10 protein-coding genes are annotated in these 14,879 nt (G+C 61.0%); 8 read left to right on the top strand and 2 right to left on the bottom strand.

Features of this window, described 5'->3' with window-relative positions:
- Positions 1-93: 93 nt before the first annotated feature.
- On the bottom strand, positions 94-2,373 hold the full coding sequence (locus FHT97_RS14510; protein ID WP_183863112.1) for a CDC48 family AAA ATPase: 2,280 nt from the start codon (positions 2,371-2,373) through the stop codon (positions 94-96).
- A 364-nt stretch (positions 2,374-2,737) separates the two neighbouring features.
- On the opposite strand from FHT97_RS14510, the gene hemA reads away from it, so the two are divergent.
- From hemA to FHT97_RS14470, 8 genes are all read left to right on the top strand, one after another.
- Positions 2,738-4,096 (top strand): 5-aminolevulinate synthase, encoded by a 1,359-nt coding sequence (hemA, locus tag FHT97_RS14505; protein WP_183863110.1) that lies wholly within the window; start codon positions 2,738-2,740, stop codon positions 4,094-4,096.
- Between the two features lie 89 nt (positions 4,097-4,185).
- Positions 4,186-5,403, top strand: a complete 1,218-nt coding sequence (locus FHT97_RS14500) for an efflux RND transporter periplasmic adaptor subunit (protein WP_246712639.1) — start codon at positions 4,186-4,188, stop codon at positions 5,401-5,403.
- Between the two features lie 8 nt (positions 5,404-5,411).
- Positions 5,412-8,570 (top strand): efflux RND transporter permease subunit, encoded by a 3,159-nt coding sequence (locus tag FHT97_RS14495; protein WP_246712638.1) that lies wholly within the window; start codon positions 5,412-5,414, stop codon positions 8,568-8,570.
- Between the two features lie 435 nt (positions 8,571-9,005).
- Positions 9,006-10,304 (top strand): ATP-binding protein, encoded by a 1,299-nt coding sequence (locus FHT97_RS14490; RefSeq protein WP_183863106.1) that lies wholly within the window; start codon positions 9,006-9,008, stop codon positions 10,302-10,304.
- Positions 10,301-10,882: a response regulator gene (locus FHT97_RS14485; RefSeq protein WP_183863104.1), complete on the top strand. Its 582-nt coding sequence runs from the start codon at positions 10,301-10,303 to the stop codon at positions 10,880-10,882. The genes FHT97_RS14490 and FHT97_RS14485 overlap by 4 nt, the downstream gene beginning before the upstream one ends.
- 93 nt (positions 10,883-10,975) lie before the next feature.
- Positions 10,976-11,467 carry a heme-binding protein gene (locus FHT97_RS14480; protein WP_246712637.1) on the top strand — a complete coding sequence of 164 codons (492 nt, stop codon included), beginning with the start codon at positions 10,976-10,978 and terminating at the stop codon, positions 11,465-11,467.
- 137 nt (positions 11,468-11,604) lie between these two features.
- The gene (locus FHT97_RS14475) at positions 11,605-12,462 is read left to right on the top strand and encodes a LysR substrate-binding domain-containing protein (RefSeq protein ID WP_183863102.1); all 858 of its coding nucleotides are present in this window, start codon (positions 11,605-11,607) and stop codon (positions 12,460-12,462) included.
- A gap of 108 nt (positions 12,463-12,570) precedes the next feature.
- On the top strand, positions 12,571-13,971 hold the full coding sequence (locus FHT97_RS14470; RefSeq protein WP_348649620.1) for an amidohydrolase family protein: 1,401 nt from the start codon (positions 12,571-12,573) through the stop codon (positions 13,969-13,971).
- Positions 13,972-14,109: 138 nt separating this feature from the next.
- Here FHT97_RS14470 and FHT97_RS14465 read toward each other — a convergent pair whose 3' ends face one another.
- On the bottom strand, positions 14,110-14,865 hold the full coding sequence (locus FHT97_RS14465; protein ID WP_183863100.1) for an SDR family oxidoreductase: 756 nt from the start codon (positions 14,863-14,865) through the stop codon (positions 14,110-14,112).
- Between the last annotated feature and the right edge of the window lie 14 nt (positions 14,866-14,879).

Genomic DNA, 14,879 nt, shown 5'->3' with positions numbered 1-14,879 from the left:
GAGTTTCCAAGAGCGATCCCGATGGATCCGCCTGGCCAGGAATGGCTTCGCGCATGACAACCGAAACAAGCGGTCCGCTGGACAGGCGGCAGGCTACTCGGCCGCTTGTCGCCGAGCTGTAAAGCCGATCTGCATTCTCTGCGGATTCTCCTGGCGAAGTGTGCGCAGCATCTCCTCGTACTCTCGCTCCATCTCCGGCGTTACAGACGGCCGCACCTCCTGCAGCGCTCTCGTGAAATCCTCGTTGGTGACCGTCGATGCGTCGAGAGACTGGCGAAGCGCGATCAGCCCTGCCCGCCGCGTCAGATCCTCCAAATCGGCTCCGGTGAAGCGCTCCGTCTTTTCAGCCAGGTCGTCGAGATCGATGTCGCCAGCCAATGGCATCTTCTTCGTATGAATGCCCAAGATCTTCCGTCTCGCTTTCGCATCGGGAACGGGAACATAGACCAACTCGTCGAAACGGCCCGGGCGAAGCAGAGCCGGATCAAGCAGGTTCGGGCGATTGGTGGCAGCCATGACGACGACACCCTGCATGTCTTCGAGGCCGTCCATTTCAGCCAGAAGCGTATTGACGACGCGCTCTGTCACAGCGGGCTCGCCCAAGCCTCCACCTCTCGCAGGTGCCAACGAGTCAATCTCGTCGATGAAGACCACGGTCGGCGCGACCTGTCTGGCGCGTTCGAAAAGGCGGGACACCTGCTGCTCGGATTCGCCGTACCATTTAGACAGGAGATCGGACGATTTGGTTGCGACAAAATTGGCCTCGGCCTCGCGAGCGACCGCCTTCGCAAGAAGTGTCTTGCCCGTTCCGGGCGGTCCGAATAGCAGGAAGCCCTTCGCCGGACGGATGCCCATGCGCTTGAACGACTGGGGAGATCGAAGCGGCAGTTCCACCCCTTCTCTCAGCCTCATTTGCGCTTCATCAAGGCCGCCAACATCCTCCCACCGGACATTGGGGGCCTGGATCATGATTTCGCGCAATGCCGATGGCTGTATGCGCTTCATTGCGGACATGAAATCATCTTGCGATACCGTGAGTCTTTCGAGGACCTCGGCGGGGATGCCATCCCTCAGATTGATGTCCGGCAGAACGCGCCGCAACGCGTCCATGGCCGCCTCGCGTACCAATGCACCGAGATCGGCACCGACAAAGCCGTAGGTCGTCCGGGCGATCTCATCCATGTCGGTGTTTTCAGCGAGCGGCATTCCTCTTGTATGGATGGCAAGAACCTCCCGCCTTCCATTCTGATCCGGCACACCAATGACGATTTCGCGGTCAAAGCGCCCCGGCCGACGAAGCGCTTCGTCGATAGCATCGCGCCTGTTGGTCGCGCCGATCACCACGATGTTCTGCCGCGGCTCCAACCCATCCATCAGGGTCAATAGTTGAGCAACGATGCGCCGCTCCACTTCGCCGGTGACTTGCTCGCGTTTTGGGGCGATGGAATCGATTTCGTCGATGAAGATGATCGACGGCGCGTTTTGCGACGCCTCTTGGAACACCTGCCTCAGCCGCTCCTCGGACTCACCGTATCGGCTGCCCATGATTTCCGGGCCGGCGATATGGTAGAAGTTGGCTTCCGTTTCGTTGGCAACGGCTCGCGCAAGCAGCGTTTTGCCGGTCCCTGGAGGGCCGTAAAGAAGAACACCCTTCGGCGGATCGATCCCGAGCCGCTGAAACAGTTCAGGATGGCGCAATGGCAACTCGACCATCTCCCGGACTTGGTCCACAGAAGACCCCAAACCGCCAATATCGTCGTAGGTAACGTCTGCCCTGCGTGCTTCCTTCGGCTCTTCGAACTGCGGGCGAAGCTCAACGACGGTTTGCTCAGTCATCTGGACGATGCCGCGCGGCTGCGTCGACACGACCACGAGCCTGATTTCTTGGAGGCCGTATGCCGGCAGATCGAGAAGGTTTCGCAACGCCTGATCCCGCGGATCTCGTCCGCTTGCGCGCTGCTGGACGGAGGTCGAGATGACGTCGCCTGCGACCATGGGCCGATGCAGAAACGTTCGCTGCAATGCCTCGCCGGAGCCCTGGAGAACGAGGTTTTTCTGCGCGGGCGCGAGCACGACCTTGGCGGCCGCCCTCGCCTCGACCTTGCGAACCTCGATGTGATCGCCGCTCGTCGCACCTGCATTGACCCTCTGCAAGCCATCGAGGCGCACAATGTTGAGCCCTTCGTCATCCGGGTAAGGCTGCATCGCAATAGCGGCCGTGTGACGCTTGCCTATCAACTCGATGAGATCGCCCTCGCGCACGCCAACCTTATTCATTGCCGTAGCGGATAGCCGCGCGATGCTCGCTCCGGCGTCCTGTGGCCTCATGTTGGCAACTTGCAGCGTTAGAACCTGATCGTCCGGAACAGACATCACCCTCTCCACAAAATCATTCCTGAAACACGATCAGGTGGTAGCTAGAGGCGCAGAGAAAAAGGCAAGCCACGGAACGGTGTAAGCGCGGTCCGTTGGCACTCTTGCCAGCCCAAAACGGGTGGTCCGCACGCACCTCCGGCTGCCGGTTGGAGACAGAGCCCATATTTGAGGGGGCGTCTCCGAGACCAACTACAAAGGTCGCAGGAAACTATGGGACTTTCGTCCAGTCCAACGGCACCTACGTCGCAAACTTCGTTCAACCTAAGTAGGTCCCTGACAGCCCGTGAACTCCCTTACCATACAAGGTGGAATCAAGTCGGAACCTCGTACCGAGGATTGGGATCCGACCAAGGAGGGGGCAATGGACTATCGTGCGTTCTTCACCAACGCCCTGGATGGGCTACGTCAGGAAGGGCGCTATCGCGTCTTTGCCGACATAGAAAGAGTGGCGGGCGCCTTTCCGCGCGCCCGCTATCATGATGGCGAGCGCGTCCGTGATGTCATTGTCTGGTGTTCCAACGACTATCTCGGCATGGGGCAGAACGACAAGGTTCGGCAAGCCATGCATCGTTCGATCGACCTGTGCGGCACCGGCGCCGGCGGCACGCGCAACATCGCCGGCACCAACCATAGTCACGTCCTGCTGGAGCGCGAATTGGCCGACCTCCATGGCAAGGAGGCCGCTCTGCTGTTTACGTCGGGCTACGTCTCCAACTGGGCGGCCCTTTCTACCCTTGCGGCGAAGCTGCCGAACTGTGTCGTCCTGTCCGACTCCGGCAACCATGCCTCCATGATCGAAGGCATTCGTCACTCCCGGGCCGACTACCGGATCTTCAAGCACAACAGCCCAGAGGATCTGGCACGCTCTCTGCGCGAAGTCGAACCCGGCCGCGCAAAGCTGGTCGCCTTCGAGTCCGTCTATTCCATGGACGGCGACATCGCGCCGATCGCGGAACTGTGTGACGTGGCTGAACAGTATGACGCCATGACCTACCTGGACGAAGTCCATGCCGTCGGCCTCTACGGCCGGCATGGTGCAGGGATCGCAGAGCGTGACGGGGTGATGAATCGTCTGACAATCATCCAGGGCACGCTCGGCAAGGCATTCGGGGTCGTTGGGGGATACATCGCATCCAGCGCTCCGGTGGTCGACTTCGTCAGATCCTTCGCCTCCGGCTTCATCTTCACGACGGCGCTTCCGCCGATGCTTGCGGCCGGAGCTCTTGCCTCCGTACGGCACCTGAAGGAGAGCCAACGGGAACGGGAAGCTCAACAGCGTCACGTTCGGATGCTGCGCGAGCGCCTCGACGAACGGGGCATTCCGCACCTCGCCAACCCCAGCCACATCGTGCCGGTAATGGTCGGCGATCCCGTGAAATGCCGGACCGTCGCCAATCTGCTGCTCGACGATTTCGACATCTATATCCAGCCGATCAACTACCCAACCGTTCCCCGCGGCACAGAAAGGCTGCGCATCACCCCTTCGCCCCTCCATAGCCGGGCAGACATCGATCGGCTGGTCGCGGCCCTGGACGAGGTTTGGGAGCAGATGGGGCTCGCTCGCGCTTCGGGGATCAGAAAGCAGCCGACAAGGGTACCGATACCGGCTTGGCAGCCAAAGGAACCGGCCATCTGCGCCGGCTGTCGCACCCTCTTGGCCATGAGCAACTGTTCCACCGGTGGCGACCGCGCTGCGATTGCGAGTGCCACCTTGGCGTAGAGGGCACCGTCATGAACGGAAGACGGCGATGGACGAATAAATCTCGGCTCGACGCCACCGTGCAAGGTTGCGTCGCCTGGCTGCGGAAAATGGCATCGGCGATCGCGCTTGCGGCGATTGCCGCCGCCGTGCTCGTCAGTCCCCTTCTTGTCGGAAAGTCGCGTTTGGGGGCGGGTTCGCCGAAACTTGTCTCGGATATAGGCCTCGTTTCAAATGCCGACAACGCGCCGACCGTCACAACGGTCACGGCCGAAACCCGGCGTCTCGAGACGCGCACGATCGTCTCTGGATCGCTTGTGGCGCGTGAGGAGGTGTCGGTTGGAACCGAGAGCCAACACGCGAGAATTCAGGCGGTCCTCGTGGAAGAAGGCGATCAAGTCCATGAAGGGCAGATACTCGCCATCCTGGCGTCCGATCTCGATGAAATCGCTGTCTCGATGAACGAGGTCGAGATCGAGCGCGCGAGCGCCCTCCTCCTCCAAAGCGAAAGCTCGATCGCGCTGGAAGAGGCCAATTTGGACCTGGCCCGCAAGGCACTCGAAAGGGCCCAGCCGCTATCACGCAGTGGGGTGACATCACTTGACGCGCTCGAGCAGCGCGAGGCCGACGTGAAGGTAGCCAAAGCCAAGCTGAGGACCGCGCAGCAAACGAGACGTGTTGCCATCGCAGAACGCGCGATTGCCTACGTCAAACGCCGAGAGCTGATGACCCGCCTCGAAAAAAACCGGATCAGGGCGCCCGCCACCGGCATCGTCACCGAGCGGATCGCAAGGCTCGGCGACATCGCCTCTGCCGACGCGCCGCTATTCCGGCTTGTCAGAGATGGTCTCGTCGAGTTCGAGGCCATGGCGCCAATGCGTCTTGTCGGGCGCGTCCAAACTGATTCGCCTGTCCTCGTCACGGTTCAAGGTATGGGCACAGCCGTTTCTGGCACGCTGCGGCATATCGCGCCCAGCGTTGATCCGTCCACCAGGATGGCGCGCCTTCGCATCGCCCTTCCCCAATCCGATGTTTTGAAGATCGGCGCCTTCGCGCGCGCCGAGCTGCCTTATGTCGAAGGAACGTCGCTTGTCCTGCCTGTCGCTGCCGTCCGTCAGGCGCCTGAAGGAGCGCAGGTGGATGTGGTGACCTCAGGTGTCGTTGAAAGGCGAAGCGTGGTGACCGGGGAGCAGACGGCTGAGCAGATCCAGATCCTGTCAGGTCTGCGCGAGGGCGAGCATGTCGTGCTGCGTGCAAGCGGAATCGTCCAGGCGGGTATGCGTGTGCGACAGGTGCCCGTCGCCTCCGTTCTCGCCTCGAGCAAGTGAGGTTGCTCATGTCGTTCAACCTTTCCCGCTGGTCGATCGAAAGGCCCGCCTACAGCATTGCGATTTTCGTTCTTCTGGTCGTGATGGGCCTTCTGTCGCTGCATGCGTTGCCGATCAACCGTTTTCCCGAAATGGAGTCTCCAATCGTCAAGGTCGTGCTTCGGCAGCAAGCGGCCTCGGCCAGCGATCTCGAATATGACGTTGCGCAGAAATCCGAAGATGCCTTGCTCAGACTTCAAGGTATCCGTCGCCTTGATACTACGATTGAGGATGGCGCTGTGACCTTCAACGTGGAGTTCGATAGCGGCATTGACCCACAGTTGGCGCTCGAGCGTACCGATCGCGCTATCCGTTCGATTCGAGGCGACCTTCCAGCGGCGGTCGAAGAGCCGGCGATCGAGATATCAAACTTGCGGGAGATCGCCATTGCGACCTTCGCCGTGCAGTCGAACACAATGTCTCTTCAGGCGCTCAACCGCTTGCTTAGCGATGATGTCCTGCGCCGGTTCGAGCGAATTCGGGGCGTTGGAAAGGTCGTCCTTAGAGGCGGTGACGACCGTGAGGTTCGGGTCTGGCTCGACCCTGACGAGATGCTCGCCCGCGGGTTGTCCGCTGGTGCCGTAAGCGCCGCGCTTCGCACTGCGATCACCAATTCCCCCGCGGGCATCGCGTCCACCAATGACATCGATCGGCCAATAAGAACGGTATCGGCACCTTCGGCCGTTGCCGCACTCGCCAACGTCGTATTGCCGGATGCCAACGGTTCCATTCTGAGGCTTTCGGATATCGCCCGGATCGAAGATGGCTGGGCCGAGGCCAACGGCTTCGCCCAACTAAACGGGGAACCCATCCTGGCTCTCTCCTTTTTCACGGAGAAAGGGGCAAACGAGGTCGAAACATTCACCCGCATCCGCGCGGCGATTGACAATTTCGCCGCTGAAGACACGCGCTTGCAGTTCACCTTACTGGACGAGAATGCCAGCTACACCCGCAACAATGTTGCAAGCACCGTGAGTGCCATGATCGAAGGCGCGGTCTGCACGATTGCGGTGCTGTTCCTCTTCCTGAGAGATTGGCGTTCAGTCACGATCGCAGCAATCAGCTTACCGCTTGCCGTAATTCCGACATTCTTCGTGATGGAGGCGCTCGGCTTCTCCTTAAACCTCGTCTCGCTGCTCGGATTGACGTTGGCGATCGGCCTGCTTGTCGATGACACCATCGTCGAAATCGAGAACACGGCCCGGCATCTGGAAATGGGAAAGACCCCGTTTCAGGCGGTTATCGATGCAACGGACGAAATCGGCAGCTCCGTTATTGCGATCTCATTGACGATCGTTGCCGTCTTTGCGCCGCTTGCCATGATCGGCGGCATGCCCGGTCAATATTTTCGCGAGTTCGGCATGACGGTAGCAGCGGCAACGGTGGCGTCTCTGCTCGTTGCCCGTCTCATGACGCCGCTTCTCGCCTCGAGAATGCTCCGGCCGAGGGCGCCCGCTCTACGCAACTCCGCCTTGCCTGCCAGCGGCTACTCCCGACTGCTGAGATTTGCGACCGGCCGCCACCGCATTCCACTTGGACGATCAAGAGCGGGCTTGCCTCGCCGCGCCATGACGCTTGACATGTCCTTCATCACGATTGCTCTCGGCATTGCTTCCCTCGCATGGACTGCCTTTTTCGTCCTGCCCGGCCTGACACGGGGCTTCATTCCGGAAGAGGACGGGACACAACTGCGATTTACGGTCGAGATGGCGGGCGGCACGAGCAACGCCTCCATGCGGGAGAAATCTGGCGAAGTGACCAGGTTGCTCGCCGCTGATGAAAATGTCATGCATGTTTACGCTTACAGATCTGCCCCCGCTGGCCGCGTCGCAACCCGACAGGCCTTCTCCATCCAGATTGAACTCACCGACCCTGCCGATCGCGCACAAACGCGACAGGTCATCGCCTCCAATATCGCCCGGAAACTAACATCGGTTGCCGACATCGGGGTCAATCAACTTGGGCTGACGGGCGGGCGGCAGTTTTCCGTCTCGTTGCTGTCAGAGGACGCGGCGGCACTGGAGCGCGCGTCCGATTGGCTTGCATCCTCAATGGCAACCATCCCCTCAGTCGGTCATGTCTCATCCTTCGGCGCTGCGCACAGGCCGGAGCTCCAAATCATCCCGGACCTTGATCTTGCCGCTTCCTTGGGTGTCGACCTGCATTCGCTGTCGAATGCGGTGCGCGTTGCAACGATGGGCGACAGGGATCGGGAACTCGGCTCCATCCAGATCGATGGCCGGAGCGTCCCCGTTCGGGTTGAGGCCGCAAAATCGGCCAATGAACTGTCGGTGGTCGAGACCATTCCCCTGCGAACAGGAGACGGGAAGGTGGTTCCCTTGGGGGCAGTTGCACGCATCGCGACAGCTTATGGACCCGGCCAGATCCTTCGCCAGGACGGATTGCGCCGGATCGAACTCAACGCCGATCTTGCTGCGGGCGCCTCGCCGGGGACGGCGCTCGCGCTCGTGAAGTCACTGATTGAACAACATCCGCTACCGGCCGGTGTAATCCTGCAAACGGCCGGGGAAACGCGCTCGATGGAAGATTTTTTTGCGAGCTTTGTTGACGCGAGCATTCTCGGCTCGACATGCGTTTTTGTCATTCTCTTCGTTCTCTTCGGTAGTCCGTTTCAACCGCTGACAATCCTTCTGTCGCTACCGCTGGCGCTGTCCGGCGGGCTCATCGCGCTCGCCGCGACTGGCCATGGCGTGACCATGCCAGTCTTGATCGGAGCTCTTATGCTTATGGGCATCGTCGCTAAAAATGCCATTCTGATCGTGGATCTGGCCAGTCGGATAATCGAGGCGGGCGAGGAGCCCCGAGAGGCCGTCGTCTTGGCCGCCGAACGGCGATTCCGGCCGATTGTCATGACCACTGTTGCCATGGTTGCCGGCATGATGCCCGTCGCCTTCGGAACTGGCGACGGCGGCGCATTCCGCGCTCCCATGGCGATCTTCGTCATCGGCGGACTGGTCGCCTCGACGGCGCTGTCGCTCGTCTTCGTGCCGGCGCTCTATCTGCAAGTACAGAAGATAGGCGCCATGATCACCCGTATTTGGTCACCAAAACCTTCTCTCCGCCCTCAGACTCGGATGGTCCAGAGCTTGGATGCAAGGCGTGACTAATCACGGGTTGGCCCACACAAGCTTCACGGTCGAATGAAACCCCTTGATTTTGGGCGAATTTGCTTTGCGCGCCAGAGGCGGTTAATCACGTGAATTCCTGCTCTAATGAGGAGGAGGTGCAGCTCTAGCATAGCGGCGTCATTTTGCTCCGCGGCCGCCCTTCCGGACAGGGTGAATGATCCTGAGGTTTTTTAGTATGCAAAGGCCTGTCCTTCTCGTCGCTACACAATGAAAAGAAATCGCTCGACTCAGTGGATCCTACCGCTCGCAATTTGGCTGATTAGCAGCTTGATCAGCATCGCCACGGTCGCTGCGATCGAATATCGTGCAGGCCTTGCAGAACTTTCGGCGCTGGCGCGGCAGACCGATACGCTGCTCGCTGAAAAGCTGGCACAGCATGATGCCCACATGACCGCACTTGCGGCCGTAATCCGCATGTCGCCGACCGAGCCATCCCCTACCATTCAGGGGCTTGCCAACTCGATTACCGCCTTCTACCCGCGCATCGACGACATCGCGACGATCCACGTTGATGGTCCGACGGCCCATGTGGTCACCTACGGAAAGCCCACCGGCCCAACGGTTGCCGAATACCCTGCTGGTGCCGAGTTGCCGGGATTCAATAAGCCCGGCGAAACTGCAATCCGAGCAATCGTCGGAAAAAATGCCTACGACATCTATAAGCTGGTCGAAAGCAACCGGCTGCTACGGTTGCGCATCAACGCCAGCGCGTTGTTACCGGCCGACGAGATTTCTCCTGGCTATTTCGTCGGCCTGTCGCTCGATGACATCAAACTATTCACCAGTGGAGCGAACGAGGCATCACGCCTCAGCGCAGCGACGAGCCTGTCGGCCAGTAATCCGGGTCAACCGTTGCACCTCACCTTGGGACGGCGCTTCAGCCTCGGCGAGCTCATGCCTCCGCGTCTCATTGCACCACTGATGCTCGGTTTGGCGGCGCTCGTTTGGCTGGTGGTGGGATATCGCAATGCTAGGCAAGAAAGACATCGTCAGGAGCGACGCGCGGCCCTGCTGGAGCAGGAGGCGCGCCTTGCCCACGCCGGGCGGGTGAACGCACTTGGCGAGATGGCTTCGGGCATCGCCCATGAACTGGCCCAGCCGGTTGCCGCCCTGCTGAGCCAGAGTCAAGCCGCGCGACGGGCGCTGGTGATCCAGGACAATGACATCCTGTTGCAGGCGCTCGACGCCAACGTCCGTGAAGCAAAACGCGCAGGCGACATTCTGGGCCGTATGCGGGCCTATATCTCTGGAGCAAAGGCACGGATCGAGATGGTGGCGCTTGCCGATGCGCTGACTGATGCGGTGCGGCTCGTCGAAGCGGACCTGGTACAACGGAGCATCGCGCTGAACATCGCGATCTCCGACCGGTCCTGCATGGTGGCAATCGATGTCATCTCGTTCCAGCAGGTCATCCACAATCTGATCCGCAATGCGGTCGAAGCTCTCTTTGGTCGGCCTGAACCGCGCATCAACCTGTGGACCGGATCCGAAGGCCAAGACGTCATCATTGCTGTCGCTGATAACGGTCCGGGGATCGATGTCGCTGCCTTGGACCGCATTTTCGAGCCATTTTTTACCACCAAGCCGGACGGTATGGGTCTTGGGTTGCCTCTTTGTGCGCGCCTGATCGAAAAAATGAACGGCACAATCGAGGCACGCAACGATGACGGTGGTTGCTTCATCATTCGCCTGCCGTCGGGAGGAGCTCAATGATCTATCTTGTCGATGACGACGCCTCGGTGCGCGAGGCTCTGGTGCTGCTGCTTTCGACCTATGGCAAGGAAGTAACGGCTTTCCCGGATGCGGCGCACCTGCTCGCCCATATGGACAAGGCAAAGCCCGGCATACTGATCCTTGACCTGCGCATGCCGGCAACGAGCGGATTGCAGCTGCTGAAGAAGCTGGCCGAGATGAGCATTGCGTGGCCCGCAATCATGATCACCGGGCATGGCGACGTCGAAGCCTGCCGCCGGGCCTTCAAGGCCGGCGTGGCAGACTTCCTGGTCAAGCCCATTGATGAACATGTGCTGATCGAGGCGATTGCCTCGTGCGAGGCGCAACTTGCCGAGCTGCTTGCCCGACAGGAAACCGCCAACCTGCTCGACCAGCTCACTGCCCGTGAGCGCGAGGTCATGGAGCTCGTGTCAAAGGGGCTGGGCAGCAAAGATATTGCAACAACCCTCGACGTCTCCGTCCGCACCGTCGACAGCCACAGAGCAAGCATCGCCATGAAGCTTGGAACGCCCGCTGTCGCCGAGCAGACGCGCATCTGGCTCGGCGTGTATCGGTAATCCTACCGATAAGCTTCCGTGACCGTGCGAATTTCGGAACGGCACCACGCTGGATACACCCTCTTCCGGGAAAACGAACACCTGGAGGTTCCCATGATGAAAAGCGTCCTTCTTTCTATTGTTCTTGGCACCGTTATCGCCGCCCCGGCTGTTGCGGAAGATATCGCGAAGCAAACCAGCCTCGGCACTGCTTTTTCAGTCGATCTTGCTCAAGCTGCCGTCAGCGCGTGCGCCGCTGATGGCTACAACGTCGCAGCCGCCGTTACCGACCGCGCGGGCATCTTGCTGGCGCTCGTCCGCGCTGAAGGCGCAGGTGCTCACACCGCGAATGCCGCGACAGCCAAGGCCTATACATCCGCATCCTCGCGGAATCCGACCAGCGGCATGGCCGAGACGGTGCAGAAGAACGGTGCCGCCGCTGGCCTCGCAGATATCCCAGGCTTCCTGGTGCTCGCCGGTGGCGTGCCGGTCAAGGTCGGGAAGGACACGGTCGGCGCGATCGGCGTCGGCGGTGCACCGGGCGGCAACCTCGATGAAGCCTGCGCCGTCAAAGCCATCGAGAAATTGGCCGACAGGTTGAAGTAACTGTGATGGAAAGCGTCCGTGCCCAATTGCGGTTCGGACGCTTCATTTGTCTGCCTACGCCTTCGAATATGCGAACATTGTGGAGTCCTTCGCGTCCGGTTAGAAGTGATAATGGTCCAACGCGCGACGGCGGAATTATGAATCGCTATCCCATGTTCAGCCCGCAGCTTCTGATCAGCTTCGTGGCCGTGAGCGAGACCGCCAGTTTTACACGCGCGGCCGACCGGGTGTCGCTATCGCAGTCCACCGTCAGTCAGCAGGTGCGCCGCCTGGAGGAACTTCTCGGCAAGGCGCTCTTCGAGCGAACCTCCCACGAGGTGCGGCTAACCGAAGAGGGCATCAAGCTTCTGAGCTATGCGCGACGCATTATTGCGATCAACGAGGAGGCGCACGATGCGCTGACCGGCCCGTGGCGAGACGGCGTTTTGCGACTCGGCATGCCTGAGGATTTCACCGTGCCGACGGTCGAGTTGCTTGCAGCCTTCAAGCGCGAGCATCCGAATCTCCGACTCGACGTCACCAGCGGCCTCAGCCGCGACCTGCACCGAGCCTACCTTCAAGAGGAACTCGACCTCGTATTGGTCAAGCAGCGACGGGTACATCTGCCACGCGCCGCACGGGCCGAACCACTGCTCTGGCTCGATAGCCAGAAGCACCCAGCTATCGACCAATCGCCGGTTCCGATCGCCGTCTTTCCCGTTAACGGGCTTTACCGCGAGGAACTGTGTCAGACGCTGGACAGCCTCGGCGTTCGCTGGCGCGTCAGCTATAGCGGCGGGGGCCTCGCAGCCCTTGCGGCCGCGTCTGCCGCCGGTCTCGGCGTTAGCCTGCTACCGGCAAGCTGCCGGCTGCCGGCGCATCGTGTGCTCGGTATCGCCGAGCATTTGCCACCGGTCGAGGACTTCGAGCTTGCTCTGTTCTACCGGGACAACGCCTCCCTCTTGGCGCTCGACCTCGCTGATCGGCTCATTGCTTTCTGTGGTCTGACACGCTGACGTCATTGGCAAATCGAATAGCCAGCATTTTCAAATGTCGCTGCCATGCAACGGGGACATTTCCTAAAATACGTCATCCCTTCCATGCACGACGATGAGGAGACGATAGTGCAACACGCTGTATCGCAGAGCCGCAGGGCCTTCCTAAGCCGCACCGGTCAATTGACAACAGTCGCGGCAGTCACAGGGCTGACCGGCGGCATGAGCCGCGAGGCTGCAGCCGAGACCACGAATTGCGTAGAGAGCGCCACGGTAACTACTGTGAAAGACAGCCACTACCTGCTCGGCAACGTACGCCTCGAAGAGGGTTTCGAGAGGGATGGTGATGTCATCGTCGCCACCCGAACGGCGCTATACACACTGGAAGTCAAAGACGGCAAGGTCGCCGCGCTGCATGCCGCCGGGGCCACGCTACCGGCGGGCCTGCCGACCTACGAGGCAGGCGGTCAACTCGCCCTGCCGACCATGCGCGATATGCACATCCACCTCGACAAGACATTCTACGGTGGCGCGTGGCAGGCGCCGCTACCACGCCAAGGCAAGACGATCATGGATATGATCGCACTCGAGGAAAAGCTGCTGCCGAAATTGCTGCCGACCTCGGTCCAGCGCGCCGAAGGCCTGATCGCGCTCCTGCAGTCCAAGGGCAGCACGATTGCCCGCAGCCATTGCAACATCGATCCGGTGAGCGGCCTGAAAAGCCTGGAGCACCTGAAGCTTGCGCTGGAGAAACACAACGACGACTTCATCTGCGAGATCGTCGCCTTCCCACAGCACGGCCTGTTGCACTCGAAGGTCGATGGCCTGATGCGTGAAGCCATGCAGATGGGCGTCGAATATGTGGGTGGCCTCGACCCGACGAATGTCGACGGCGCCATGGAAAAATCGCTCGACGCGATGTTCCAGATCGCACTCGACACCGGCAAGGGCGTGGACATTCACCTGCATGAGACAAGTCCGGCAGGCGTTGCCGCGGTCAACTACATGATCGACACGGTGGAGAAGAACCCGGCACTCAAGGGCAAGGTGACGATCAGCCACGCCTTCGCGTTGACGACGCTCAGCCCCGAAGTCCTCGAAGAGACGGCGGCGCGGCTTGCCGCAAACGGCATGACGATCGCATCGACCGTACCGATCGGCGGGCTGATGATGCCGCTACCACAGCTCAGCAAGGCAGGCGTCTTCGTGATGACCGGCACCGACAGCGTCATCGACCATTGGTCGCCCTTCGGCAGCGGCGACATGCTGGAGAAGGCCAATCTCTACGCCCAGCTCTACCGCGGCTCCGACGAGTACCACCTGTCCCGCTCGCTCGCCATTTCCACCGGCGGCGTCCTGCCACTCGACAATGACGGCAATCGCGCCTGGCCGAAACCCGGCGACGATGCGGGCTTTACGCTGACGACCGCGAGCTGCTCGGCCGAAGCCGTCGCCCGCATGCCGGCCCGCGGCGCCACCTTCCACAAGGGCCGCCTCGTTTCCGGAGGAATCGGCAAGGCATCCTCGTAGAAGCGGAAAGGCCGCCGAAAGGCGGCCTTTCCCCATCGCGGCGGCACGATCGCGTTCCGGGCAGTTTCTGATCTTTGGAATAACTGGTTGGGCGAGCGGCTCGTACCCGACCGCCTTACCGCAATGCGCCGGGATGCCTCAGAGCGAAGCCGTGATGCCGCCGTCGACGTAGAGCACATGTCCGTTCACGAAAGAGGAAGCGTCGGAGGAAAGGAAGATGCAGGCGCCAACAAGCTCTTCGACTTTGCCCCAGCGGCCAGCCGGCGTGCGTTTTTCCAACCAGGCTGAGAAGGCCGGATCGGCGACGAGAGCGGCGTTTAGTGGCGTGTCGAAATAGCCAGGGGCGATCGCATTGCATTGCAGACCGTATTTCGCCCAGTCGGTCGCCATGCCTTTGGTCAGGTTGCCGACCGCGCCTTTGGTCGCCGTATAGGGCGCGATGCCGGGGCGAGCAAGCGCGGTCTGGACGCTGGCGATATTGACGATCTTCCCGGCGCCTCGTTTGATCATGTGACGCGCGACCGCCTGGCCGACATTGAAAACCGTGGAGATGTTGGTCTTCAGCAACCGCTCGAAGGCATCTGCCGGAAAGTCCTCCAATGGCGTGCGGTGCTGCATGCCAGCATTGTTGACAAGGATGTCAATGGCGCCGATTTCCGCCTCAAAGCCGTCGACGGCGTTGCGCACGGCCTCGTGATCCGTAGCATCGAAGGCAAGCGTGCGCTTCACGCCGAGGCTTTGGGCGGCCGCCTGTAGCTTCGCCTCGTCGCGGCCATTGAGCACGATCTCTGCGCCGGCGCCTGCAAGGCCCTCGGCCAGGGCATAGCCGATGCCCTGCGAGGAGCCGGTGACGAGGGCCCGCTTGCCCTTCAAGCTGAAGAGTTGAATGCTCATGCGTTTTTCCTCAA

The organism is Rhizobium sp. BK399 (genome assembly GCF_014194695.1).
In the GTDB taxonomy this organism is placed as follows: domain Bacteria; phylum Pseudomonadota; class Alphaproteobacteria; order Rhizobiales; family Rhizobiaceae; genus Rhizobium.
The sequence above is the reverse complement of the archived record's forward strand: the minus strand, read 5'-3'. Positions and strand labels throughout refer to the sequence as shown.